20 protein-coding genes and 1 pseudogene are annotated in these 22,468 nt (G+C 61.3%); 13 read left to right on the top strand and 8 right to left on the bottom strand.

The window, feature by feature from the left end:
- Positions 1 to 136: 136 nt before the first annotated feature.
- Positions 137 to 1,075: a hypothetical protein gene (locus QCE69_RS35080; protein WP_309935534.1), complete on the bottom strand. Its 939-nt coding sequence runs from the start codon at positions 1,073 to 1,075 to the stop codon at positions 137 to 139.
- A 123-nt stretch (positions 1,076 to 1,198) separates the two neighbouring features.
- Complete coding sequence (locus QCE69_RS35075; RefSeq protein ID WP_409021274.1) at positions 1,199 to 1,729, bottom strand: DUF4142 domain-containing protein; 531 nt, start codon at positions 1,727 to 1,729, stop codon at positions 1,199 to 1,201.
- A gap of 200 nt (positions 1,730 to 1,929) precedes the next feature.
- Here QCE69_RS35075 and QCE69_RS35070 point away from each other — a divergent pair, with 200 nt between their 5' ends.
- Positions 1,930 to 2,490: a DUF3005 domain-containing protein gene (locus tag QCE69_RS35070; RefSeq protein WP_309935533.1), complete on the top strand. Its 561-nt coding sequence runs from the start codon at positions 1,930 to 1,932 to the stop codon at positions 2,488 to 2,490.
- An 848-nt stretch (positions 2,491 to 3,338) separates the two neighbouring features.
- Here QCE69_RS35070 and QCE69_RS35065 read toward each other — a convergent pair.
- Complete coding sequence (locus QCE69_RS35065; protein WP_309935532.1) at positions 3,339 to 3,875, bottom strand: CinA family protein; 537 nt, start codon at positions 3,873 to 3,875, stop codon at positions 3,339 to 3,341.
- Positions 3,876 to 4,708: 833 nt separating this feature from the next.
- Between QCE69_RS35065 and QCE69_RS35060 the strand changes: the two genes are divergently transcribed.
- The 8 genes from QCE69_RS35060 (at position 4,709) to QCE69_RS35025 (ending at position 12,797) form a co-directional block, all read left to right on the top strand.
- Positions 4,709 to 6,034 (top strand): Nramp family divalent metal transporter, encoded by a 1,326-nt coding sequence (locus tag QCE69_RS35060; protein WP_309935531.1) that lies wholly within the window; start codon positions 4,709 to 4,711, stop codon positions 6,032 to 6,034.
- A 299-nt stretch (positions 6,035 to 6,333) separates the two neighbouring features.
- Complete coding sequence (locus QCE69_RS35055) at positions 6,334 to 7,290, top strand: c-type cytochrome (protein ID WP_309935530.1); 957 nt, start codon at positions 6,334 to 6,336, stop codon at positions 7,288 to 7,290.
- Positions 7,287 to 9,221 (top strand): cytochrome c oxidase subunit I, encoded by a 1,935-nt coding sequence (ctaD, locus tag QCE69_RS35050; protein ID WP_309935529.1) that lies wholly within the window; start codon positions 7,287 to 7,289, stop codon positions 9,219 to 9,221. Before QCE69_RS35055 ends, ctaD begins: the two co-directional genes overlap by 4 nt.
- 29 nt (positions 9,222 to 9,250) lie before the next feature.
- Complete coding sequence (locus QCE69_RS35045) at positions 9,251 to 9,877, top strand: cytochrome c oxidase subunit 3 (protein ID WP_309935770.1); 627 nt, start codon at positions 9,251 to 9,253, stop codon at positions 9,875 to 9,877.
- Positions 9,878 to 9,879: 2 nt separating this feature from the next.
- Complete coding sequence (locus tag QCE69_RS35040) at positions 9,880 to 10,215, top strand: hypothetical protein (protein ID WP_309935528.1); 336 nt, start codon at positions 9,880 to 9,882, stop codon at positions 10,213 to 10,215.
- On the top strand, positions 10,194 to 11,144 hold the full coding sequence (locus tag QCE69_RS35035; RefSeq protein ID WP_409021266.1) for a cytochrome c oxidase assembly protein: 951 nt from the start codon (positions 10,194 to 10,196) through the stop codon (positions 11,142 to 11,144). The genes QCE69_RS35040 and QCE69_RS35035 overlap by 22 nt, the downstream gene beginning before the upstream one ends.
- A 4-nt stretch (positions 11,145 to 11,148) precedes the next feature.
- On the top strand, positions 11,149 to 11,511 hold the full coding sequence (locus QCE69_RS35030; protein WP_309935526.1) for a c-type cytochrome: 363 nt from the start codon (positions 11,149 to 11,151) through the stop codon (positions 11,509 to 11,511).
- Between the two features lie 65 nt (positions 11,512 to 11,576).
- Positions 11,577 to 12,797 carry a cytochrome c gene (locus QCE69_RS35025; protein WP_309935769.1) on the top strand — a complete coding sequence of 407 codons (1,221 nt, stop codon included), beginning with the start codon at positions 11,577 to 11,579 and terminating at the stop codon, positions 12,795 to 12,797.
- 55 nt (positions 12,798 to 12,852) lie between these two features.
- On the opposite strand, the gene QCE69_RS35020 is transcribed toward QCE69_RS35025, so the two are convergent.
- From QCE69_RS35020 to QCE69_RS35010, 3 genes are all read right to left on the bottom strand, one after another.
- Positions 12,853 to 13,704 (bottom strand): formate/nitrite transporter family protein, encoded by an 852-nt coding sequence (locus QCE69_RS35020; RefSeq protein ID WP_309935525.1) that lies wholly within the window; start codon positions 13,702 to 13,704, stop codon positions 12,853 to 12,855.
- A gap of 452 nt (positions 13,705 to 14,156) precedes the next feature.
- Positions 14,157 to 15,326 carry a zinc-dependent alcohol dehydrogenase gene (locus QCE69_RS35015; RefSeq protein WP_309935524.1) on the bottom strand — a complete coding sequence of 390 codons (1,170 nt, stop codon included), beginning with the start codon at positions 15,324 to 15,326 and terminating at the stop codon, positions 14,157 to 14,159.
- A 1,044-nt stretch (positions 15,327 to 16,370) separates the two neighbouring features.
- Positions 16,371 to 16,508, bottom strand: a complete 138-nt coding sequence (locus QCE69_RS35010; protein WP_309935523.1) for a DUF2934 domain-containing protein — start codon at positions 16,506 to 16,508, stop codon at positions 16,371 to 16,373.
- A 290-nt stretch (positions 16,509 to 16,798) separates the two neighbouring features.
- Between QCE69_RS35010 and QCE69_RS35005 the strand changes: the two genes are divergently transcribed.
- Together QCE69_RS35005 and QCE69_RS35000 are read left to right on the top strand one after the other, a co-directional pair.
- Complete coding sequence (locus QCE69_RS35005) at positions 16,799 to 17,380, top strand: hemerythrin domain-containing protein (RefSeq protein ID WP_309935768.1); 582 nt, start codon at positions 16,799 to 16,801, stop codon at positions 17,378 to 17,380.
- Positions 17,381 to 17,884: 504 nt separating this feature from the next.
- Positions 17,885 to 18,139: pseudogene (locus tag QCE69_RS35000) on the top strand (hypothetical protein); the annotation flags it as partial.
- A gap of 341 nt (positions 18,140 to 18,480) precedes the next feature.
- Here the strand turns inward: QCE69_RS35000 and QCE69_RS34995 are convergent.
- A complete protein-coding gene (locus QCE69_RS34995; protein WP_309935522.1) occupies positions 18,481 to 18,921 on the bottom strand; it encodes a response regulator in 441 nt (146 codons plus the stop codon).
- 117 nt (positions 18,922 to 19,038) lie between these two features.
- On the opposite strand from QCE69_RS34995, the gene QCE69_RS34990 reads away from it, so the two are divergent.
- Positions 19,039 to 19,776 (top strand): histidine kinase dimerization/phospho-acceptor domain-containing protein, encoded by a 738-nt coding sequence (locus QCE69_RS34990; RefSeq protein ID WP_309935521.1) that lies wholly within the window; start codon positions 19,039 to 19,041, stop codon positions 19,774 to 19,776.
- A gap of 55 nt (positions 19,777 to 19,831) precedes the next feature.
- Complete coding sequence (locus QCE69_RS34985; protein ID WP_309935520.1) at positions 19,832 to 20,158, top strand: ATP-binding protein; 327 nt, start codon at positions 19,832 to 19,834, stop codon at positions 20,156 to 20,158.
- A gap of 931 nt (positions 20,159 to 21,089) precedes the next feature.
- Here QCE69_RS34985 and QCE69_RS34980 read toward each other — a convergent pair.
- A complete protein-coding gene (locus QCE69_RS34980) occupies positions 21,090 to 21,314 on the bottom strand; it encodes a hypothetical protein (RefSeq protein ID WP_061160249.1) in 225 nt (74 codons plus the stop codon).
- Positions 21,315 to 22,468 lie beyond the last annotated feature (1,154 nt).

The following is a 22,468-nucleotide window of genomic DNA, read 5'->3' as shown; positions in this document are numbered from 1 at the left end:
CATTTGGCGCTCTGCGAAGAGCATTAATCGGCGACGTGCGCAGCGTTGAGGCGCGCCGCGCTCTGCACTGGACTGCGGCTCATGTCATTACTTCGCGCTTGGGACGCCCCTCATTTTCCCCGATCTGCTCCCTCTCTCAGAATCGTCCGTGGGTTTCGACTGACCAAGCAGCCGGCAGCGTCGGCTCACAGCGGTAGGCCCCATGGCTCGCGCATAAGCCGAGCAGTTCTGGCACGTGCGTCCGCGGGATATTTACAAACCAGCATCGCAATTGGCGTTGGAACAGTTCGTCGTCAAGCGCGTCGTAGGGATAATCAGACGTCTTCAGTAAAACCGATAGCCGCTCGGCGGCGAAACGTAGCCCCAGACACCTTTCGTTGGATGGCTGGAGACGATTGAGCGCCTTGACTAACTGGTTACGCGCCGATGCCCGAGTAACGGCCTGCAAGAGCATCTGCTGGAGCACATAGTAAAGCGGCGCTCGGGAATCCTCGGGGATCCGGGTAAGCAACGGGGTCAGTGTCGGCGCCGCGTCAGAAACGTCCGCCGCACCGACCATGACGCACCTCAGGCGTTCCCACTCGCGCTTTGAGAGGTTCTTGCGCTCAGCCTGCTCTGTCTGTCCGCGGGCTGTCTGAGAAGCCAGAAGAACCACATCGCCGTAGTCTTTCGCACCCTTCGCGCGATTCGCTCGAACCGACATGACCACCAGATTGCCTGGCGCGTAAGCGCCATCGTTATTGATGCGATCCACGGACCAGTCGCTGTCACATAACGCGCTGTGCGTAAGCGTCATCAAGCTTATCGGGCAGGTCTCGCAGTCGATTCTCTTGAGATACGCCGGGTCGACGTCAGCGCTCAGGATCCGCCGTCGTTTGAAGGCGTTCACACGGAGCTGCAGCCATTTCGAGACGAACCGGTCGGGGCGGTGTTGAGCGACAAGGAAATGTTCACGCCCGGCGGCATATCCGGTGAGAAGATCCAAGTCGTGGGATGCCGCATCCATCGGTCGCCCGAACCGGGCGAAATCCCATCCAATATCAAAAGCGATGGCGCTTGCTTCATCCGGTGACATGGCTGGTGCCCCTCCCAAAGCATGCTTCGACGGTGCAAGCGTCGGCTTTGCGAGTCTGCTTGCCCGATCTCTCACCAGGCGAGCCGTCACCGCATCGTCGAGTATGCGCAATCAGGCTGGTGGCTATTGCACACCCTTCTTAGCCGCCAGCGCTTGCGCCATTTCCAGATGATGCTGAATCGTCGGCAGTGCCTTAGCGGCCGCTTTTTTCAGATCGGCATTCTGTCCCTCTTGAGCTTCCTTCTGGAAGGCCGCAATCGCCTTCTGATGCCCTTCGACACCAACGGACTTGATATAGGCCGTATCAAACGCCTTCCCCTTCAATGGTTTCAGCGCATCGAGCACTGCGGGGTCCGAATTGTCTTTGGGGACCGCAACACCGTGCGGGGCCGCCATCTTGAGCTCGACAGTCAGCTTGGTGTGATCGACCATCATGTGATGGGCGAAGTCTTTGACGTCCTTATCTTGCGACTGCTTCGTGGCGAGTTTCGCGGTATCAATTTCGGTCGAACTGGATTCCGATGCGGCCTGCACGAACGCCTTGTCGACCGGAGGGAGTTCGTTGGCTTGCGTCGTGCTCGCAGCCTGAGTTTGAGCAAACCCGGATGAAAATGCGCCAAGTAACGCAACGCTCAACGTTGCACGGATAGTCAGATTTCGCTTCACGGCACGCTCCTTCAATTTTTATGTCGGCAGCGTATGTGAGCAACCGGTGTGCCGGAGCTGCCCCTGGGTCCGATGCCGGCCGCGTCCCGCTCGGCTGATCCGCCGGCACGGCCGATGCTGTGCAAGCTTGTGCGAATGCCGGACAGGTTCGTTTCCCTCCACACCGACGCAACCAGACAGGCAAATTCATGAACAACGCCGAGTCCAATCCCACTCAGGCGCAACAGAGGGAGATCCAGGCCAAGACGCCTTCGGCGACACCGGCAACGGAGACCGCCCGCGCCGATCCCGACGTTATGGCACGAGATCACGTTCGAGCGAATCCACCACCGACCTCATATAAGACCGGAGCAAGAGACGGAGATACGCTGCCGCCGATCGATCTGAATGCTTCGACTTCAGCATCGCCGGATCCACTCCAACGGGCCAAGTCTCGTATCGTCTCAGTAGACAATGCCAATATGGAGGCGTCCGATGACACCGTGGACACGGATGGCAAAGGGCTCGAGGCGAAGCGAGATCTGCCAATACAGCACGATAACGTGGTCGGCACCAACGCAACGCTCGTCAACCACGTACCGGCGCCTGCAATGGGGCTGGGCGGCATTGACAGCCGAAGGGAAGGCAATCGCCCATCGATCCAACTGCGAGTGGGCTGGACCATGGACTACCACGGATGCATCCAGACACCGACACGCAATGGCGGACGCGTCGAGCATCTTATCTCCATTGTGCGGAGGGACTCGTGATTCCACGCGTTTGCCATTTCTATAAAGTCCCGCGCTGGCAACCGGGTCCTAGCTTCGTGGACGCGCTCCGCGCGCCGATGGTCTTATCCATTGTCGCGAGCCTTGTCGGGTGTGCGCCGTCCGTTGATCCCGGACGGCGAGCGGTGGAGCAGGACAGCCAGGCCTATCGATGCGCCGGGTTCAACCCTGTCGCCGACGAAACGAGCTATCCCGCAGATGTCGAACTTGCCAGTAGGACGCTCCAGCGTTCGCCCGCTTGCTCCAAAGCGACGACGGGCCTGACATCGGGCGAGAAGCCATGAAGAGCTTGTTGAAGAAGCGTCCACGAATCCTGATATTGAACCGTGCGTACGATTAAACGATGTACGGCGCGCGGATTCGCGTGTTCGGCAACAAATTGCATTACCTACAGACCGGAGGCGGCGTGCGCGCGACCCTAACAATCCGTGGTTGCGGCGTCCCGCCGATCGAACCATCCGATGTTCTCGCACTTATGGCTGCCGAGGGCCTTGTCTGCAGGCAAGACACCGGCCCGCGGCGTCTCGAATTCGTCTGCTATGGTCAAGCCGCTGCGTTTCACAGGTTCGCGTCAAGCGCATCGATGCTGTCGGGCGTCATTTCCGTCACGTTGCAGCGAACCGATTGTCCCGAGCAAAGCGGCCCCGGCGCATCGCGTTTGTTCACGTAGCTATCTTCGTCGCGGCCGAGGCGATGAGCGACTCTCGGTCTGCGTTGGGCACTTTCGTGTCCAACCGGTCCTCTGCACTCGGCGACCCTGCAAGCGCACCGCCGCTGCGCTTACTTGAGCCCGGAAGCGGCATGCGTCGCGTTGCCACGTTCGCGAGTCATCACTGGTTCTGTTCGGTTCGGTCTGCGTGCTGCTCGGACACGTGTACGAGATGATAAAAGTGGTGCTCAATACGCGAAATTGCGTAAAGCGCAGCTGCGTGCCTCACTTCATTGCGATCGCCCTCAAACACTTTGGTCTCAGTGACGCTGACGATCTCGCCACTTCGCAATTTGAACGACCATCCAAAACACTGCGTTCCGGGCATGGGAACGCTCCCAGCGTTGCCGTCCGCAACGCCAGTGTTGGAAACCGATATGTCTGCGCAACACGCTTCGAGTCTCAGCGCGCCTTCGGACATCTCGCGTGCGACCTCCTCGCTTGTCAGGCCATATCGGTTCATTGTTTCTTCTTGAACGTCTAGAAAGCCGGCTTTTCCGGAAGGCGAATACGTGATGAAGCCCACGTCCAGGCAAGCGCCGCTGCCTGGAACTGACGAGATCAACGATGCGATGAAACCAGCCGTGCACGACTCGGCCGTAGCGAGCTTTAATCCTCTGGAACTGAGGAACGACACCACTTGCATCGGAATGTCCATGTTCGCCTCTTGTCTTAGGCCGATTAGTGTTAGCGATAAGCAATTTGTAATCCCGACTGACAGTTTTCAAGAATCGGAACAAACAAGCGGATCAAGTTGGTGGATTAACTTACCGAGCTTTCGACAGTCACGGTCAGCGACGACGGTTCTACCCTGCGCGCCTCCTTTCGCAGTCGGCGTCGGGCGTCGCTCGGAAGCTCCGCTAGCAGGCGCCCGCATGCAGGGATGGCTGCCGGGTCCTTCATGACTCCACGCATCGGCCCTTCCAGGGGAACAAGTCAAGCAGTCGAAGCGAAACGGCTTTGGCGGTTGGGGACTGCGGTGCAGACGCGATGCGCCTCTTAGGAAACTCCTAGGAAGCGCTCGCCCGCGTCGCTGTGCACCGTGTCCCGCTTTTACGCAACGGATGCCCCGTCAGACACCGGCTTTTCGCTTGGTTGAGACGCCGAGAAACGCGCGGTTCTGATCGGTTCGAGTACTTCGTCCTGATGCCCCATAAGCGTAGCGCGCAGCGCGTCAGCGAGTGCGCCGTCGCCGACGGTTTCTCCGCCTCGCGACAACATTAGGGCCTCCTGCGGGAGGCAGGCACGACCTGCTCGTCGGTTGTTCATCAACCCAGGACACGCGCGCCATTGGAGCCAGCGGAGATTCGATTCAACCGACTCCTGTTCGGATTTGCAGGCGTGACTGGGCGAGGGTCTCTGTCGCTGCCGGCACGGAACGCGAGTTGCTCTAACTAGCGGGTTCTAAAGGTCCCATCGACGGTTCAATGCCCGGCCCGATTGAGGGCGATTCGACTGACGTTACAGTGACTGAAAAAGGTAATTGATCACATGAATATCGACCCGTCCGCGCTTGCCCAGCTTTCTGGCCGCGCGTCTGACGTTCCGTTGCACCCTCGCGAGCTCGATACCTCGCCCCGCGCGCCGCGCAGACGCTGGTGGTCGTTCCTCGGCGCGGGTTCGCTTATCGCAGTCGGCTATATGGACCCGGGAAATTGGGCCACGGCGCTGGCGGGCGGCGCCCGCTATGGTTATCGGTTGCTTTTCGTCATTCTGATCGCCAGTCTCATGGGCATGCTGTCGCAATGGGTGGCATCACGCGTGGGCTTGGTCACCGGACGCGATCTAGCGCAACTTTGCCGTGAACGGTTCAGTCGGGGGACGACGCTCGGGCTCTGGGTGGCGTGCGAGATTGCGATCATTGCATGCGACGTGGCGGAGGTCGTAGGCAGCGCGGTCGCCCTGCAGATGTTGCTCGGCATCTCACTCACCGCCGGCGTTCTGTGCTCGGCAGTGGGTACGTTTGTCATGCTCGCGCTGCAAAGCCGTGGCAAGCGGCCCTTGCAATGCGCGATTACGGCGCTGATCCTCTTTGTCGGTCTTTGCTTCGTCGTGGAACTGGCGCTTGCGCATCCCGATGGGGCTGACGCGCTGCGCGGCTTTACCCCGCCCCCCGCGTTGCTGCGAGACGCCGGCATGCTGTGGCTTGCCGCGGGCATTCTGGGGGCGACCGTGATGCCGCACAACCTGTATCTGCATTCGGCGCTCGTTAAGAATCACGCGCCCAATCACGATGATGCCGCCATCGGCCGCGCGCTCAAGGGGGTGAACATTGATACCTTTGCTTCACTCGGTCTAGCGTTCGTGGTCAACGCCTCACTACTTGTCGTCGCGGCAGCAGTCTTCCACGCAAGCGGCCATCGTGAGGTCGACGATCTCGCCGATGCGCATCGGCTGATTGCGCCGCTCGTGGGAAGTCACTGGGCCGGCGTTGCGTTCGCCTCCGCCCTGCTCGCCTGCGGCCTGAATGCGACGGTCACGGGCACGCTCGCCGGACAAGTGGTGATGGAAGGCTTCCTGAATCTGCGAATCGCACAATGGGCACGTGCCCTCTTGACGAGGTCGCTTGCGATCGGTCCTGCGCTGCTCGCCGTAGGGTTTAATGGGCAACACGGCTCGAACGCGCTGCTCGTTTCAACGCAGGTTGTGCTGAGTTTGCAATTGCCACTTGCAATCATTCCGCTGGTGCGCTTTGCTTCGGACGTCGGCCTCATGGGCCGCTGGCGAGTGGCTCGTACGCCATTGGTAGCTGCGTGGGGACGCGCGGGCCTCACTGTCGGTTTAAACACCGCGCTTTTATGGCAGGCCCTGGTCTGACAGGTCATCGTGATCGAAAACGGCAGTTGAACCGCCGGGCAGTCGCCTTGTCTGGTCCGTTGCTAAGCACCCATCCCCAGCTACGAAGCATGCCGCCGTGTAACGCCACTGCGAACTGGCGCCACGCCTGCGCACGGGGCGGTACGCGAACGCCGGCGCCCCGCGACTCGTGGAAAAGGCTGCGAACAGACCGGCAATATTGGCGGAACGCGGTTTGCTATGCCCGAGTTGCGAGCCCCGTGTCGAACTTTCGTCATGACGCGCGGGGCTTCAGGTAAACCCGAGCGCACACGTACATCATGCAAACCGCGTTGTTCCCAGCCGGCGTTCAGGCCGGCCGCATCCTAGAATTGTGGCACCTCACGCTCGCGGTCTGTTGCGCAGTCTTTGCCGCGATTTTGCTGGCGTGCCTGATCGCGATCGTACGTGCACCACGCGCCAATCGCGCGACGCCTGTGGACCTCTCGAGCATTGACCGCCCGCAACCGCGCACGCGCTTGTGGGTCGTCGCCGCAACGGGCGTCTCGACGCTGCTTCTGCTTGGGCTCTTGCTCGCGGACGTCATGACCGACCGCGCGCTGTCGCGCCTGCCCGTCGACGACGCGTTGCGCATCGAGATGACCGGCTATCAGTGGTGGTGGCAAGCGAAATATCTGAGCGATGAAAACGCGCCTGAATTCACGCTGGCCAATGAACTACACGTACCGGTGGGCCGACCGGTGATCATCTCACTGAAAGCGGCCGATGTGATTCACACCTTCTGGGTGCCGAATCTGCATGGCAAGAAAGACATGATTCCCGGGCGTGATGCAACCATCGAGTTCCGTGCGGACAAGGCGGGCGTCTACCGCGGGCAGTGCGCGGAATTCTGCGGCTACGAGCATGCGCTCATGGCGTTTTCCATCACCGCCGACCCACCTGCGCGATATGCGGCGTGGGCTGCGCAGCAGCGCCAGCCGGCCGCCGCGCCCGTCGACGCCCTCGCGCTGCACGGGCGCGACGTCTTTATTAGCCACGATTGCGCGCGCTGCCATACCGTGCGCGGCACCGATGCGACAGGCACCATCGGTCCCGATCTCACGCATCTGGCGAGCCGCGAGTTCATCGCGGCCGGCACGCTCCCCAACAATCGCGGCAATCTCGCGGGCTGGATCGTCGATCCGCGTACGCTCAAACCCGGCACCATCATGCCGGGCACCCGCCTGCCGCCCGCCGATCTGCAGGCACTGCTCGTCTGGCTGGAGACTCTCAAATGAACGATCAGCGACAGGCCGCCCGACTCGTTGATGGTCCTCACGCTTCGCCCGAGGTGCGCGACGCGCTTGCAAGGACGTGGAGCGATCCACCCGGTTTCATCGGTGCGCTGAGCGCGATCAATCACAAAACCGTCGCACGGCGCTTTATTGCGACGACCTTTGTGTTCTTCCTGCTGGCGGGACTGCTTGCTCTTGCGATGCGCACGCAGCTCGCTCGGCCGGACCAACGTCTCATCGGGCCAAATCTTTACAACGAGCTCTTCACGATGCACGGCACGACGATGATGTTCCTATTCGCCGTCCCGGTCATGCAGGCGGTTGCCGCCTTCCTCGTGCCGCTGATGATCGGCGCGCGCAGCGTTGCATTCCCGCGCATGAATGCGTATGCGTATTGGGTGTTTCTTTTCGGCGGCTTGTTGCTGTTCGCGTCGCTGGTCGTCAATACAGCACCGAACGCGGGCTGGTTCAGCTATGTACCGCTCGCGGGCCCCAATTACTCGCCCAATAAGGGCGTTGATATCTGGGCGCAGATGATCACCTTCACCGAGCTTGCCGGCCTTATCGAAGCCGTGGTGCTCATCACGACGATCTTCAAAATGCGCGCACCCGGCATGTCGCTCAATCGCATGCCGCTGTTCGTCTGGGCCACGCTCGTCACGCAGTTCATGGTGGTTTTCGCCATGCCCTCCGTCATGCTGTGCAGCACCGCGCTCATTCTTGACCGACTCGTTGGCACCCATTTTTACAACCCGGCCAAAGGCGGTGACGTGCTGTTGTGGCAACACCTGTTCTGGTTCTTCGGCCACCCTGAAGTCTATCTCGTCTTCATTCCGCCGCTGGGCTTCATCTCATCAATCATCCCGACCTTTGCGCGTCGGCCCGTGTTCGGCTATCCGGCAATGGTGCTCTCGCTGATCGCGACGGCGTTTCTCGCCTTTGGGTTATGGGTGCATCACATGTTCGCGACCAACGTGCCGGAGCTCGGCAAGAGCTTCTTCACGGCCGCGAGCCTGATGATCGCGATCCCGTCGGCCATCCAGATTTTTTGCTGGATCGCCACGCTTTGGACGGGGCGACTCAATCTGCGCACACCGCTTCTGTATGTGCTCGCGTTCTTCTTCATCCTGGTGATCGGTGGAATGACGGGCATCATGGTTGCCTCGGTGCCAATCGACCTGCAGGTCCACGACACTTACTTCGTAGTCGCCCATCTGCATTACGTGCTGCTCGGCGGCGCCGTGTTTCCGCTGTTCGGCGCGTTCTTCTACTGGTTTCCGAAGTTTGCGGGTTGCATGCTCGACGAGCGACTCGGCAAGTGGCAGTTCTGGCTGTTCTTCATCGGCTTCAACGTGACGTTCTTTCCGATGCACTTGCTTGGTCTCGAAGGCATGCCCCGGCGGGTGTGGACGTATCCGCACGGCATGGGCTGGGACGGCATGAATCTGACGGCGACTATCGGCGCCTATATGATCGCGGCGAGCGTGCTGCTGTTCTTGGTCAATGTCGCCAGTACGCTGCGTAGCAACGATCACGCGGCGGCCGATCCCTGGGGCGCGGGCACGCTCGAATGGAGTGTGCCGTCGCCGCCGCCGCCGCACAACTTCGATGCGATTCCTGTGGTCCATGGCCGCGACCCGCTGTGGGAACCGTCCGCGCAACCGGCCTTCGTCAGCGGCATCGCCGCCGATGCGCGCGAAGTGCTCGTCACCACGGTGCTTGATGCGAAGCCGGATCTTCGACCGCTGTTCCCGAAGCCGTCGATCTGGCCGTTCGTGAGCGCCGTGGCCACGACCATCCTGTTCATCGGCTCGATCTACACGCCGTGGGCGATCGTGTGGGGATCGGTGCCGGTGGCGATAGCAATGATTGCGTGGTTCTGGCCCAGGCGCACCGATAATCGGATGGCCGTTGCGCGGGAGCGTCACCCATGAATACGCCATCCACGAATACGAATCCGCGCATGGCGCAGGCGCGCCCCCACGATCTCGAGCGCACCCGCATCGTGCTGGACGTCAGCGCGCTGCCGACCTTCGGCTTCAGCCATCGGAGCCTCATGTGGTGGAGCACGATGGGGCTCATGCTGATCGAAGGGACGGTGTTCGCCATTGCCGTGATGATGTACTTTTACCTGCGCAGCCGCGCGCCGAGTTGGCCCATGGCGGCCGCCGCGCCGCGCCTCCTCTGGGGCACCCTCAACACCGCCGTGCTGGTGGTGAGTCTATGGCCCAATCAGCTCGCCAAGCAGGCGGCCGAGCGCGGCGACCGACGCCGGGCCTGTGTGTGGCTGTGGGTATGCCTGCTCGCCTCTGCCGCGTTTCTCGTGATACGCGGCTTCGAGTTCGCCTCCCTGAACGTCAGTTGGTACACCAACGCGTATGGCTCGGTCGTCTGGCTGCTGCTCGGCTTGCATACGACTCACCTGATCACCGATACGGTCGACACCGCCGTGCTCGCCGTGCTGCTCGTCACGGGAGCGTTCGAAGGCAAGCGCTTCGTCGATGTCAGCGAGAACGCGGTGTATTGGTACTTCGTCGTGCTGAGCTGGCTGCCGATCTATGCGGTCATTTACTGGGCGGCCCGTCTCTGAACATGAAAACGTGGCTCGCGCTGCTGGGCGCTCCCTCGATCGTGCTGACCTGTGTGAGCGTCAATTACGCGCTGCTCGCGCCGGCCTGCCGCCTGTCAAATCACACGCTCCTCGACGGCGTGAGCGGCGCAAGCCTCGTCGTGTGCGTGCTGGCGACGCTGCTCGCGTGGCAACGCTGGCGCGACGCGCGGCGCGCTCATCCCGTCTTGAGCAATAATGCGTCCGACTTGCCTGCGCGGCCAGCCTTCGTCGCCGCCGTGGCGACAGGCGTGGGCGCGTTGTCCGTATTGGCCGTCATCGCCATTTGGATACCGCAATGGATACTTCCCGCCTGCTGAGGAGGGCCGTTGCGCCCGCCCTCGTCTGCGCTGCCTTATGGAGCGACGCTGCGCGCTCGCATACCCTCTTGAGCGCCGGATCACGTACCGATGCCTCGCCGCTCGCGTGGACCCTCGAGTGGTGGGTCGTGATCGCGCTGCTGATCAGTCTCGCACTGTATATCGTCGGATACATGCGCTTGCGCCCGCGCGGCGCGCACGGTCGCGCGACACGCTCGATGCGACTCGTCTCATTCAGCGCCGGGTGGCTCACGCTGGTACTCGCACTAATGTCGCCGCTGCATGCGTTGAGCGAGTGGCTGTTCTCGGCCCATATGCTCCAGCACGAGTTGCTGATGCTGGTCGCGGCGCCCCTGCTCGTGATCGGCAGGCCCCTTGCGGTGTGGATATGGGCGTTTCCGGCCGACGCACGGGCAGCCATTGGCGCGGCGGTGCGCTCGCGCTGGATCAAGGCGCCCTGGCAATGGCTGACCGCGCCCGCCGTCGCCTGGATGTTGCACGCGGCAGCGCTCTGGTGCTGGCACGCGCCGCGTTTTTTTGAGGCGGCGCTCGCTCGCCCCGGCCTTCATGCGCTTCAGCACGCGAGCTTTCTCGGCAGTGCACTGCTCTTCTGGTGGACGGTGTTCGGTCGTCCATCCGGTGCGCAAGCGAGTGGCAGCGCACACGCCATGCTGTCGCTATTCACGACGATGGTCCACACCGGCGCGCTCGGTGCGTTGCTGACGCTGGCGCCGGGCGTCTGGTATCCGTCGTGCATCGAGACGACGCTTGCCCTCGGTTTCGACCCGCTGCAGGACCAGCAACTCGGCGGGCTCGTGATGTGGGTGCCGGGGGGCCTCGCCTACCTGATCGGTGGGCTGTGGGTGGGCACCCGTCTGCTCATGCGGCGCGCGCAGCCTCATATCGCGAGCGTGTCGCATGAAGGCTAACGACATGCGCAGCCTCTCGACCGCGCTTCTGGTATGTCTCGCGCTCGCCGCCTGCAAAGGGCAGCCGCCCACGTCCGACGCGATCACCGGCGGCAATCCACAACGCGGCCTCGCGGTAATTCAGCGCTACGGCTGCGGCGCATGCCATCGAATCGACGGTGTGCCCGGCGCCTATGGCAAGGTGGGTCCAACGTTGGAAAACATCGGCGAGCGCGCCTACGTGGCCGGCACGCTGCCGAACTCGCCCGACAACCTGCAAAGATGGATTCGCTTCCCGCAACGCGTGGTACCCGGCAACGCAATGCCCAATCTCGATGTCAGTGAAACCGATGCGCGCGACATCGCCGCCTATCTCTACCACCAGTGAATGCAATGCGTGCCGCCCTCCCCGCTATTCTGCTGCTCACCGCCTTGTCACCCTGCCGCTTCGTCATGGCGGAGGATGCCTCTTCCCCGGGGTCGCTCGCACGTGGCGAATATGTCTCCAAGGCGGCGGACTGCGCGGGCTGCCACACCGCCCCGCTTAACGGTGCGCCGTATGCCGGCGGCCTGGGCTTGGCTTCGCCGTTCGGCACGATCGTCAGCAGCAACATTACGCCGGACAAGGAGACTGGCATCGGCAATTACAGCTATGCGGATTTCGCGCGGGCGCTGCGCGAGGGGGTGGCGCCGGGCGGCAAAGGCTTGTATCCCGCGATGCCCTATGCGTCGTTCGTGAAGATGAATGACGAGGACCTGCACGCGCTTTACGCCTACATGATGCACGGCGTACCGCCCGTTAAATACCGCCCTCCGCCCACCAAGGTGCCGTTTCCGTTCAACCAACGCTGGGCGTTGCGGCTATGGCGCATGACCTTCGCGCCGAAGGAGCAGTTTGCACCGCAACCAGGCCGCGATGCCGCATGGAATCGCGGTGCGTATCTGGTGCAGTCGCTCGGACATTGCGGCTCGTGTCACACACCGCGCGGGATGGGCTATCAGGAACAGGGTTACGACGAAGCGTCGACGAAATTCCTGGCCGGCGGCATCAATGACAACTGGTTCGCACCGAATTTGCGCGCAGATGCCGGCTCCGGGCTCGGGCGCATCGCGCCCAACGACATCGCCGCATTCCTCAAGACGGGTCACGGCGCGGGCCTGGTCGCCTACGGCAGCATGGTGCAAACGGTAGAAGACAGCCTGCAGTATCTAAGCGATGACGACGCACGGGCGATCGCCGTCTACCTCAAGAGCCTGCCCGCGACGGGTGCCGCGGACGGCACCTTTGATCCAGCACTCGCGCAGCCCGGGCGCCTTAAGACACGCGCGCCCGATGTGCCGCCCGCGCAAGGCGCGGCAGTGTATGCGGGCTTTTGTGCGCAATGTCATCGTGACGACGGACACGGCGTGGCGAATGCGTTTCCTGCGCTGGCAGGCAATCCGTCAGTGATCAGCGAAGATACGACTTCGCTAATCAGGCTGGTTGTGGAGGGCGGGAACAGCCCGGAAACCATTCACGGCCCCCCGCGCCAGCCGATGCCGCCGTTCGCTGACCGGCTGACCGATGTGCAAATCGCGCAGGTGCTCACCTATATCCGTGCGTCCTGGGGCAACGATGCACGCCCTGTGACCGCGAACGACGTGGGTTCGCTGCGCAGCTCCATACATAAGTGACTCGGATCGATGACGGAGGCAGCGAGACCGTTATTTAAACGCGCGCAGCCTCAGCTCACTCCTCGCGCCGCGTGTCGTCGATCTCTGGCGCAATCGCTGCATGGTTGATGATTGCCACCATCGAGATTCCGCCCAGCATATTGCCGATGAGGGTCGGCAACAAAAAGACACTGAAGTAATCGCCCACGCCGACCGCACCGATCATCACCGCATAGGCGGCCTCGGCCGAACTTGCGATCACGTGCGTGAGCTTGCTGACTCCAACCGTGTAGGTAACGAGCAGAATGGTCGCGAGACGAGCCGAACGGGCCGTCGGCAACAGCCAGACCATGAGCGCAATCAACCAGCCTGCAAACACAGCCCGCACCAGGGTGACGCCGAACGGCGCGCTGAACGGCGCACGTGCAACCTCCGCGAGCGCCGTTGTCACCTCGGGGCCAAACACGTGCTTGAACTGCAACAGCGCGGCGAAGATCGTCGTGCCCACAAGGTTGAGAACCAGCACGATCCCCCACAACCGAAGCGTCTTACCGAGCGTCGTGACGTTGCGACGCGTCAGGACAGGAAGCACGGCGGTCAACGTGCTCTCGGTGAAGAGTTGCTGACGGCCGAGAATCACAAATACGAACCCGATGGTGCAGCCCAGGCTCGTAATCAGATGTCGCCAGCGAGTATCAGGCAGAGCCCCTTCCAGGATCGCCTGGACGAGAAAAGAGAATCCCATCGATAAACCCGCCGCAAGGGCAGACCACATGAGCGCAGTGCCGCTGCGCTCCATCGCGGCCTCGCCCTCTTCGCGAACGATTTCATGGATGACAAGCGGATGCGGTGTGGCATGGTCGGCCGCCTGCTCGCGCTCGCTGCCGTCAAGGTGCGGCGATCCAGCACCTGCGGTTTGATCGGACATGCTGTTTCCCGAAAAAGCACTTTGCGCGCGATGGACATACGGACCCGCGGTGTACGACGATTTGTGCCTCAATAGCTGCCTTGGTCATGAACGCATCTGGTGTTCCGCAGCGGTTCCACTGAGCCGCGGCATCGTGTAGGCGAAGGAGGGGCGCTTTGGTCTATTGACCGGCTCGTCAAGCTAAGACAATGGACCTTGACTAACTCCACCGTTTTCGACGCGTGAGCAGCAGGGCACTCACTTCTATTCCGTCACTTTCTTCCGCCCATAAACTCCGCCTGTACCGCCACACGGCCTGCCTCGATTGAGTATTGCAATTCCCGAACGAGGGCGGTCGTCCGGGTTCGCGTCCTTGAAACCGCATCAGTTCGCCGAGATAAATGACGCTTTGCAGGACGACCACTCCTTCGAGCGGCTATCCCGACTTTGCTCGGGGTGACTCGGCCGGGGCGTCACGGTTTCAGCACGACTTTGATACAGCCATCTTCCTTGTCACGGAACGTCTTGTACATCCCGGGGCCCTGTTCGAGCGCAACGGTATGCGTGACTACGAAAGACGGGTCGATCTGACCTTCTTGAATGCGTTGCAGTAGGTCATCGGTCCACCGGTTGACGTGTGTTTGTCCCATCTTCCACGTCAAACCTTTATTCATCGATGCCCCAAAGGGTAGCTTGTCGATCAATCCACCGTACACACCCGGGACCGATAAGATGCCTGCTGGACGACAGACATAAATCATTTCCCGCAACACGTGCGGTCGGTCGGACTCGAGCATGACGGCCTGCTTCACACGGTCGTACATTGCGTCAAAGGACCGCGTCGCATGCGACTCCATTCCCACCGCGTCAATGCATTTCTCCGGGCCCTTTCCGTCCGTCAGCTCTGCAAGCCGGTCAAGCACACTCTCTTCGTCAAAATTGATCGTGATAGCGCCGCCCTGCCGGGCCATCGCCAAGCGCTCAGGCACGCGGTCGATCACGACGACCTGCTTGGCTCCCAGCAGGACGGCGCTGCGAATTGCCATCTGGCCGACCGGGCCAGCGCCCCAGATGGCAACCGTATCCGTCGGGACGATTTCACAGTTCACCGCGGCTTGCCAACCGGTCGGCAAGATGTCCCCGAGGAAAAGCACCTGCTCGTCGGTAAGACCCGCTGGCACCTTCACATGCGTGGTATCGGCAAATGGTACGCGGACAAACTCAGCTTGCCCACCTGCATAGCCACCCGTCAAATGCGAATAGCCGAACAGACCAGCGGTCGCGTGGCCAAACATCTTGTCGGCCTCCTCTTTATTACGGTTGCTGCGCTCACAAACAGAATAATTGCCGCGTTTGCACTGATCGCAGTCGCCGCAGAAAATAGTGAATGGCACGACCACCCGGTCGCCGACTTTAAGCGCCTTATTCTCACGGCCCACTTCCACGACTTCGCCCATAAACTCGTGGCCCAAGATGTCACCACTTTTCATGGTCGGCATGAAGCCGTCAAACAGGTGCAGATCCGAGCCGCAGATCGCACAAGACGAAACCTTGACGATGGCATCGCGCCCTTCTTCGATTTCGGGATCGGGAACCGTGTCGCAACGGATGTCGTGTTTTCCATGCCAGCGAAGTGCACGCATTTTTCCCTCCAGCGGGGTAGTTGGCATTACGGAGGCGTATAAACGCAATTTGCCAATCGCATTCCCGCAATTGCTGTTCCGCAGCGGTCAGTACCGACTGGCGAGGGCCAACGCGGCGCGCGTTTTCGCGCTTTGCGAGGGGCCTCTCTTCTCGTAGCTCAATGCCTCAGGGCGTGAGCGTCGCCTCTGGCGGCAAGACGGCGATCCGGGCTGAAAACCCGGGCAGCAGTGCGGAAAGACATATACGTCGGCCCTCTCGCCGATGAGGAAAGTCCTTATGCAAGCAAATTTCGGCGGATTGCCAGTCAGATCCAGCGGACGCCCCGAACCGACAGCAGACCCCCGCTAAAGTGCAGACGCGCCGTCGCATCGCTGCGTCGGGTCTCCACCGTCGGGAGAAGGTTTGTAATGATCGGGGAAGATCCGACCGACCAAGTCGTCGTACTCGGCCGACGGTGCCTTCACAATCGCTTGGAGCATCTTGATGAAGGCGTTGCCGTCCTCCAAGTTTTCGACAATGACCCGTGCTGTGCGCAGCGATATCGTCTCGGCGAGTGGAGGAGCAGTACCGTCGTCGAGCAGAAATTTGAATCGATGAATCTCTACCGATGCGTCTGTCGGGAGGATTCGTGGGCGATTATTGTGGCCTTCATGTTGGTCATCGTCCGAATTGCGGGCACACGAGTGATGCAAAAGGCGTACCTCGGCGCGTCCGTTCCAACCTCGGCGCTTGGGTGAACACGCGCACGGATGCGCCGGACCCGGAGCCATCTGGCGTTCTGGGGCGCGGCGAACGCGGCGGGTGGCGCATCGTCGAGCCCCAAGCCGGTGCGCCGGCCGATCGGCACGCGCGGCAGCCGGCCAAAGAGTGCCCGCTTGATGCCTCGGCAAGCTGCACTGCCGCGCGTGGGTGACGCGAGGACTTTGCCTCGCCGTTGTTGTCCCCGATGCGACGCTGAGCAAATTCATCGTACTGCTGGGTCGAATCGGGTGTCGCAGTTGAGTGCGCATGCCTGCTACTCGACGCGCAGGGTTCGAGAAATTTCACGGGACGCTTCTAAAGTCGAGCGAGGCCTTTGCCTGCTCCGACAACTCCTCGGCGAGGCCTTCTGGACTACCCTGTCGTTCCCAGATTTCGGAGGCGCGCCGACGAACCCGTTCCTGCGCCTGATACTCATCCATTATCTTAGCTCCCGTAGCGCACCGCGGTGCTTGCGATCGCTGCGTCGCGGGTCGACGAGCAGGCAGTAGTGGTGAGCAACTCGTGTACCGCCAAGCAGAGCCGACGTTCGCTAAGGGGGGCCGCTTGTGCGGTCATGGGTATGCATCCTGCTGCCGCACTTGAACAGATTTCTGCAACAAGCGCGACGAAAAAGGCAGCCCGCCCGCTTACCAGGGGCAGCCATTGATGAAGCGCCAACCGCAAAGGAGCCGCCGTGGATCTGGAATTGTTCCCGCTTTCCGTCACCACGATGATTCGAATGGATCACACGCACGTGATGGCGGCTTTTCATCGCTACCGCCGCAGCACGCCGTGGTGGAGAAAGCACGCTATCGTCGAACTTATCTGTACGGCGCTGGAAATTCATGCGCAGCTCGAAGAAGAGATCTTCTATCCGGCGCTCAGGGCTGCGCTGCCGACCGACGACACCCTTGCCACGAGCAAATCCGACCACGACAAGATGCGCGAGGACATCGCTCGACTACGAGCGATGCGCCCTAACGACGCTGCTTACGACGCACGTTTCATGCACCTCATGCGCGAAGTGATTCACCATGTTGCCGACGAAGAGACACTGCTGCTGCCGAGCGCTGAACGCGCGCTTGCGTCCCAGCTCTCGCAGCTCGGTCAGCGCATGAGCACGCGCAGGCTGCAGCTCGTCGCACAGAGGCGCCCGGCCGCGATCGCGGTGAACACGCTCGCGACCTTTCCAGCCGCCTCGTTCGCAATGGTGTCGTTGGGTGCCCTTGTTCTGGCGCACTGCCTGCGCCCCGCTGCCGCGCGCCGCAGTCGGCGGTTCGTGTACAGGAAAACGCGCGAAGATCGAGGCTAAACCACGCCGAGGGCCGTGGTTCTACGAAACGAGAAGAAGCTAAATGCGCCACCGTCGAACATCGGCGGTGCCTCGCGAGCGATCGGCGAATGACCCGCTAGGAATTAGAGCCCGCGCAACCAGCGGGCTTTTTGTCGCTTGACCTGGACACTGGTGAGTGCGCCGCGCCTCAATCCTCGCATCCGAGGTCGGTCAGCGACGCGCAGCCGCGCTAATGCGATGTAGGGAAGCGGGGGCATCATGCAGACGAATCAGCTTCGCGAGCGCCGAAGGTATTGCACATTCACTCGGCGCGCGACCTGCAGCTTCTGAACGATCTCGCGCCACTCTGACATCGTTAATTCACGGCAACGAACCGGACTCGACCGCCACCCCTTCGTTACCCTGAAAATCATCGGGTAGAGAGGGTTGACCCGCACCCTGCGCGCCGCGTGCGCCCTGCGCCTGCACGAAGAAACAGTGCTTGCCCAAGTCGATGCCGATAAGCGTAGCGTTCGCCATGACCTAGGGATATGCAAGCGGGGCAACAGCCCGCTGGTGCAAGGAGCGCGTGCGGTGATGCGTTACGCTGAGCAGAGGACAGATGCGCTCGGGCGCTGGCTACAAGCGCTGCTGCGACGCCGTCACAGCAATGTCGTCGCCTGCGCACTCGCCAACAAAATGGCCAGAATCGTTTGGGCGATTCTGGCCGAGGGTGGGGAGTACCGGGCGCAACCGGTATCGCTTGACAACTTTCCAGCCTGCTTTTGCGACCACTGACATGTGATGAAGATAAACGGCTCGCGGCCCAACTGAAAACCTGAGATAAAGCCAGTCCTGCAGACTGAGGCCTTTTTGAGGACAGTTGGGTGCGGCTTCTCGTCGAGAGCCGGGCGCTCTGACCCGTGCCCATTTCGAGCCTGGATACATTTGCGCAATCCCTTTTATCTCACAGATCGAGGTTGCAAGGACCAGGCTGACCATACGTTTTGGTTGGCGTGCGACCGCGAGCGCCTTGATGGGGTTTATGCTTCTGGTTCTAGCTGACAATGAGCGTTCACCACCATCGTAAGCAACATGACCGACTGGTTGGGTCCGTCAGATCGGAAAGTGGACTATTCTTAGGTTCCTGTCTCCCCCGCGATTAGCGCGAGCAGCCGCAACAGCTGGTCAGGCGTAGCGTCTTTGCGGCAATATGCATCAAAGCCAGCCTCGATCCCGGGGAGGCGGGTGGCGGACTCCTCTTGTGAGGTGAAAGCGATGATGACGACATGCTGCAAACGCGCGTCCCGCCTCAGCTGGCGTGCGACCGCATACCCGTCCATCCCCGGCATATTAATGTCGAGCACAACGGAGTCGGGCACCCACGCGATAATGAGCCGAAACGCTGCCGCCCCGTCAACGACGAATCGCGCGTCATAACCGGACATCGAAAGCAACGCGGTCGTCGCCTCGGCCCCGGGCTGGAAATCGTCGACGACAAGCAGCCGCCGCCTGCGACCCGCTTCTGGCTCTATCAGGGTGCGCGAGGTCCGGCGGGCGGTCGTGGACAAGAGCGACATAGAGTGTCAACGTGAGTGACCGGGTTCAAAACCGTCAGCAACGGCTATTCCTTGTGGCTCGCGTGTCGGATGAATCAAATGCGGCGGCCGTCCACCCCAAGAGCGAGGTGAGGATCGATGGGCCTGTCTGATTTCATTGAGCAAAATCTCGAGGAACTGATTGCCGATTGGACTGCCTATGCCGCCCAGATTAGCGGGCACGGGACCGGCCTTACCGAAAGCGAACTGCGGAATTCGGCCCGCGACCTCCTGTGCGCTATTGCGGTTGATATGCGCGAAATACAAAGTTCCGGGCAGCAGGAAGCCAAGTCGCACAACGAAGGCGCGCGGGAATGCGGGTTCGATCAGATTGCCCGTCAGCACGCCGACGATCGGCTCGCCAATGGCTTTGACTCAATGATGTCGTCGCGGAATTCCGGGCGCTGCGGGCCAGTGTTCTACGTCGCTGGGAGCGCGCCGCGCGGTGCCGCGTCGTTTCAGGAGATGATCCGTTTCAACGAAGCCATTGATCAGGCACTTGCGGGATCAGTCCGGCAGTACGCGCAACAGACGGAACGCACCAGGGATCTTTTTGCTGGCGTGCTAGCGCATGACTTGCGCTCGCCTCTCGGCGCGATCATCGATTCGTCGGAGGTCCTCCTTCGCGACAATTCTCTATCCTCGCGTGGAGCGAGGTCGGTCGCGAATGTGCGGGGCAGCGCCGCACGTATGAAGCGCATGATCGACGATCTTCTCGTCTTCACCCGAACCCGGCTCGGCAACGCGTTGCCGATCGAGCTCGCGCCTCAAGATATGGGGCGAATTTGCCGCGACGCGGCCGAAGAAGTGCGCGCTGCCTACGGACACTCGCATTGACGTAGGCCTTGCGGGCGATCTTGCCGGCCAGTGGGACGGTATCCGTATCGCCGAGATGGTCGTCAACCTGTTGATAAACGCCGTGCAACACGGCGCTGGATCGATACGGGTCGAGGCGCGCGGGGACGGTGAACAGGCGACCGTTGCGGTTTCGAACGAAGGCAATGGGATACCCCGACATGCCCTACCGACGCTGTTTGACCCGCTGACGCGGGTCATTCCGTCGCCCTTGCCCCGCGGAACAGCGGCCGGCATGGGCTTGGGCCTGTATATATGCCGGTGGATCGCGCACGCCCGCGACGGCACGATAGCGGTCGAATCAGCGGAGGCCATAACGATGTTCACGGTGTGCATCCCTCGCCAGGTCCGCCGCCGCGACTAGTCTTGCCCGCGGGAGGCTTCTTGCTTCGTGAAGCATGGCCGGCAATTCGCGTCCCCGCAGCCCGGCGGGCGAAATGAAATCAGTCCAGAGCTCGTCGAAGACACGCGGAACAGCTCGCCAAACTATCGGCGCGCAAATACTCTACGGATCTCGGCACGCCGTGCGACCGACGCAAAGTCAAATGTAGGCCAGTCGAGATCTACTCCAAGAAACACGACAACACGACACCGCATGCCGCGATCTGAGCCCCTTCTTATGGAGCGGCATCAGCCTCCCCAACACCAGTCCAGTTTCCAAAACGCCTCGAGGGGGTGGCACACTTTCATTCCGGGCAATGGAGTCTAGACCGGTTCAGCCCGCTGCGGGCCACGCCTTTGGGACGATTGCCGCTTCGCATTGAATGTATAAGTTGCGCAAACCCGGCCGGTTGTAGTCGATGGCACCACACGCAACAATGACGTCCATTTCCCATCGGCCGGCGCCTGTTTGCAGCAGAGAGACGTTTCGCTCAGCGAGTTCCGTGGCACAGAGCACCAGCTTTGCCCTTTCTCTCCAGTCGGCCCGCCGATCATGCGCATCGAGCCACCGGTGCACGGCCTGGATACGATAGGCCAAGCTTGGCCAATCCCCAGTTTTATAGCGATTGAGCAAGAGTCCACAGGTGAGGCAGCAGAGAAGCTGGGCTCTTTCCGCGAATGACATCTTCCGCGACTCACTTTCGTACGAGGAAATATCCAAAACACCTCCCCTCAATTCGAACCTCGCCGTTCGCGCCTCGGCGCTAGCCCCATCGCGAGATGCAACCGAGTCACTCGCGCTAAGCGTTTGAAACTCGCGATATTCTTTCCGGTGGACGCAGTTATGCGTGTCGATCGCTCGTACGACGCTGGCCTTTAAGGGCGTCGCGGCGACGCCGTCCCGCGTCATCGAATCACTGTGTTTCGAATGGCGGTTTTGGCAAAGGCTCGCCATCGACAAACGCGGTCGCGGTGCGCACCGCGAAATCCATCGCCGCCCGTTCGCTTGCGAACATGCCAAGCGTCCCGAGAGACGTAGATTCGCCGTCTTCTTCGAGTATGCTGGCGCGCGCCACATATGCGACGCCCTCTCGCAGAGCCGAAGCAAGAATTGCGGCCCCGTTGTGGTAGAGAATCATGATTCTGTCTGTTCGTTGTTAATCAGCGTCATGGCAGCCCGCCACGGAAGCGCGTTACCCTTCAAGCGCACTTCTTGAAGTGCGCTTGAAATAAGAACCTCCGCAGTAACCCATCAAGCGTCCGTTCGAGTACTACGCCACCTTGGGGTCGCCAGCGGCCCGTATTGCTACGAACTCGAAGAATCCAAGCGCGCGTTCCATTGCGATGACGCCGTTCGCTACTCTTTGCAGTAACTGCTGACTGTCGACTGCCGTGCAGGTAGCCGGTGCCGGCCGTAGAAAGGGGCCCCCGCCGCTTATCGGATCGTTCAAGCAAGTGCGATTTCATCATGCCCCCGCTTTACAGCGAGAAGCCAGCCATGTCGGGTGCCTTCGTCATGTCGGATGCCTTTAACCCAGCACCTGCCGTGCCGAAAATTGGCAGGGCGGATTTCCATCCGCCCTCGCGAATGCTTATCACAAGAAAACGCGACTAAGAAGAAGGCATTCTTGGCTCTCTCTGTGCGGATGAAATGTTTTTGTCCGAAATGGCGGCAATTAGAACGATCCTGCCCGTGCCGATGCGCTGTCCCATTCAAGCGCGGCCGGCGCTCGCCCGTGACTTGCCTTGGCTAGCGGCCGTTCGCCGCGTGCCGCGACGTCGCGCACGACCACACCTCTGCGCAAAATTCGCGGGAAGACGCCGTGTCCAGTGAGGTTCGACCGTTCGACGCAGGCGGACGTCGATGCTTCGCTTTCTCGCCGGTGCGCTCTTCGGCTCCTGGAGGGAGAACCCTCCAGGTTGAAAATGAGGCACGCGGACTAGTCAGATAACGTTCTGGTCCGGGCCATCCTTAGGTTTCCGGCAGACCTAAGGTCCCATTCTCCGGTACTCAGAGCCGTGGTCGCATAGCCCGCGCGTGCCCGATGCGACCCAGCGTAAGGACATACGTCTCGAACGACATCTACTGGCCGGTCCCCTTGAGACGTCCACCACAGCGAGGTTCACAGCGTCTTTTTCACCATCAGCCAGAAGATCAGCCAGAGATCAGCCAGACGGCGGCGAGGAACGCGACAAACGCCAGCGACGCAGAGCGGCCTATGCGTTGTCGAATAACAACGGGCGCAGGACCTTCCAACCTCAAGCGCTCCATTGCCCTCCCGTCTTGGCCGAT

Origin of the sequence: Caballeronia sp. LZ032 (assembly GCF_031451315.1) — a bacterium.
Taxonomy (GTDB): domain Bacteria; phylum Pseudomonadota; class Gammaproteobacteria; order Burkholderiales; family Burkholderiaceae; genus Caballeronia.
This window is presented reverse-complemented; position numbering and strand designations above follow the sequence as displayed.

Excerpts from the sequence above, each read along its gene's own strand:
- QCE69_RS34985 (WP_309935520.1), top strand. The coding sequence starts at position 19,832 with ATGGTCGTCAACCTGTTGATAAACGCCGTGCAACACGGCGCTGGATCG.
- QCE69_RS35080 (WP_309935534.1), bottom strand. The coding sequence starts at position 1,075 with ATGTCACCGGATGAAGCAAGCGCCATCGCTTTTGATATTGGATGGGAT.
- QCE69_RS35065 (WP_309935532.1), bottom strand. The coding sequence starts at position 3,875 with ATGGACATTCCGATGCAAGTGGTGTCGTTCCTCAGTTCCAGAGGATTA.
- QCE69_RS34995 (WP_309935522.1), bottom strand. The coding sequence starts at position 18,921 with ATGTCGCTCTTGTCCACGACCGCCCGCCGGACCTCGCGCACCCTGATA.
- QCE69_RS35055 (WP_309935530.1), top strand. The coding sequence starts at position 6,334 with ATGCAAACCGCGTTGTTCCCAGCCGGCGTTCAGGCCGGCCGCATCCTA.
- QCE69_RS35010 (WP_309935523.1), bottom strand. The coding sequence starts at position 16,508 with ATGGATGAGTATCAGGCGCAGGAACGGGTTCGTCGGCGCGCCTCCGAA.
- QCE69_RS34990 (WP_309935521.1), top strand. The coding sequence starts at position 19,039 with ATGGGCCTGTCTGATTTCATTGAGCAAAATCTCGAGGAACTGATTGCC.
- QCE69_RS35015 (WP_309935524.1), bottom strand. The coding sequence starts at position 15,326 with ATGCGTGCACTTCGCTGGCATGGAAAACACGACATCCGTTGCGACACG.
- QCE69_RS35045 (WP_309935770.1), top strand. The coding sequence starts at position 9,251 with ATGGCGCAGGCGCGCCCCCACGATCTCGAGCGCACCCGCATCGTGCTG.
- QCE69_RS35035 (WP_409021266.1), top strand. The coding sequence starts at position 10,194 with ATGGATACTTCCCGCCTGCTGAGGAGGGCCGTTGCGCCCGCCCTCGTC.
- QCE69_RS34980 (WP_061160249.1), bottom strand. The coding sequence starts at position 21,314 with ATGATTCTCTACCACAACGGGGCCGCAATTCTTGCTTCGGCTCTGCGA.
- QCE69_RS35030 (WP_309935526.1), top strand. The coding sequence starts at position 11,149 with ATGCGCAGCCTCTCGACCGCGCTTCTGGTATGTCTCGCGCTCGCCGCC.
- ctaD (WP_309935529.1), top strand. The coding sequence starts at position 7,287 with ATGAACGATCAGCGACAGGCCGCCCGACTCGTTGATGGTCCTCACGCT.
- QCE69_RS35025 (WP_309935769.1), top strand. The coding sequence starts at position 11,577 with ATGGCGGAGGATGCCTCTTCCCCGGGGTCGCTCGCACGTGGCGAATAT.
- QCE69_RS35040 (WP_309935528.1), top strand. The coding sequence starts at position 9,880 with ATGAAAACGTGGCTCGCGCTGCTGGGCGCTCCCTCGATCGTGCTGACC.
- QCE69_RS35060 (WP_309935531.1), top strand. The coding sequence starts at position 4,709 with ATGAATATCGACCCGTCCGCGCTTGCCCAGCTTTCTGGCCGCGCGTCT.
- QCE69_RS35070 (WP_309935533.1), top strand. The coding sequence starts at position 1,930 with ATGAACAACGCCGAGTCCAATCCCACTCAGGCGCAACAGAGGGAGATC.
- QCE69_RS35020 (WP_309935525.1), bottom strand. The coding sequence starts at position 13,704 with ATGTCCGATCAAACCGCAGGTGCTGGATCGCCGCACCTTGACGGCAGC.
- QCE69_RS35005 (WP_309935768.1), top strand. The coding sequence starts at position 16,799 with ATGATTCGAATGGATCACACGCACGTGATGGCGGCTTTTCATCGCTAC.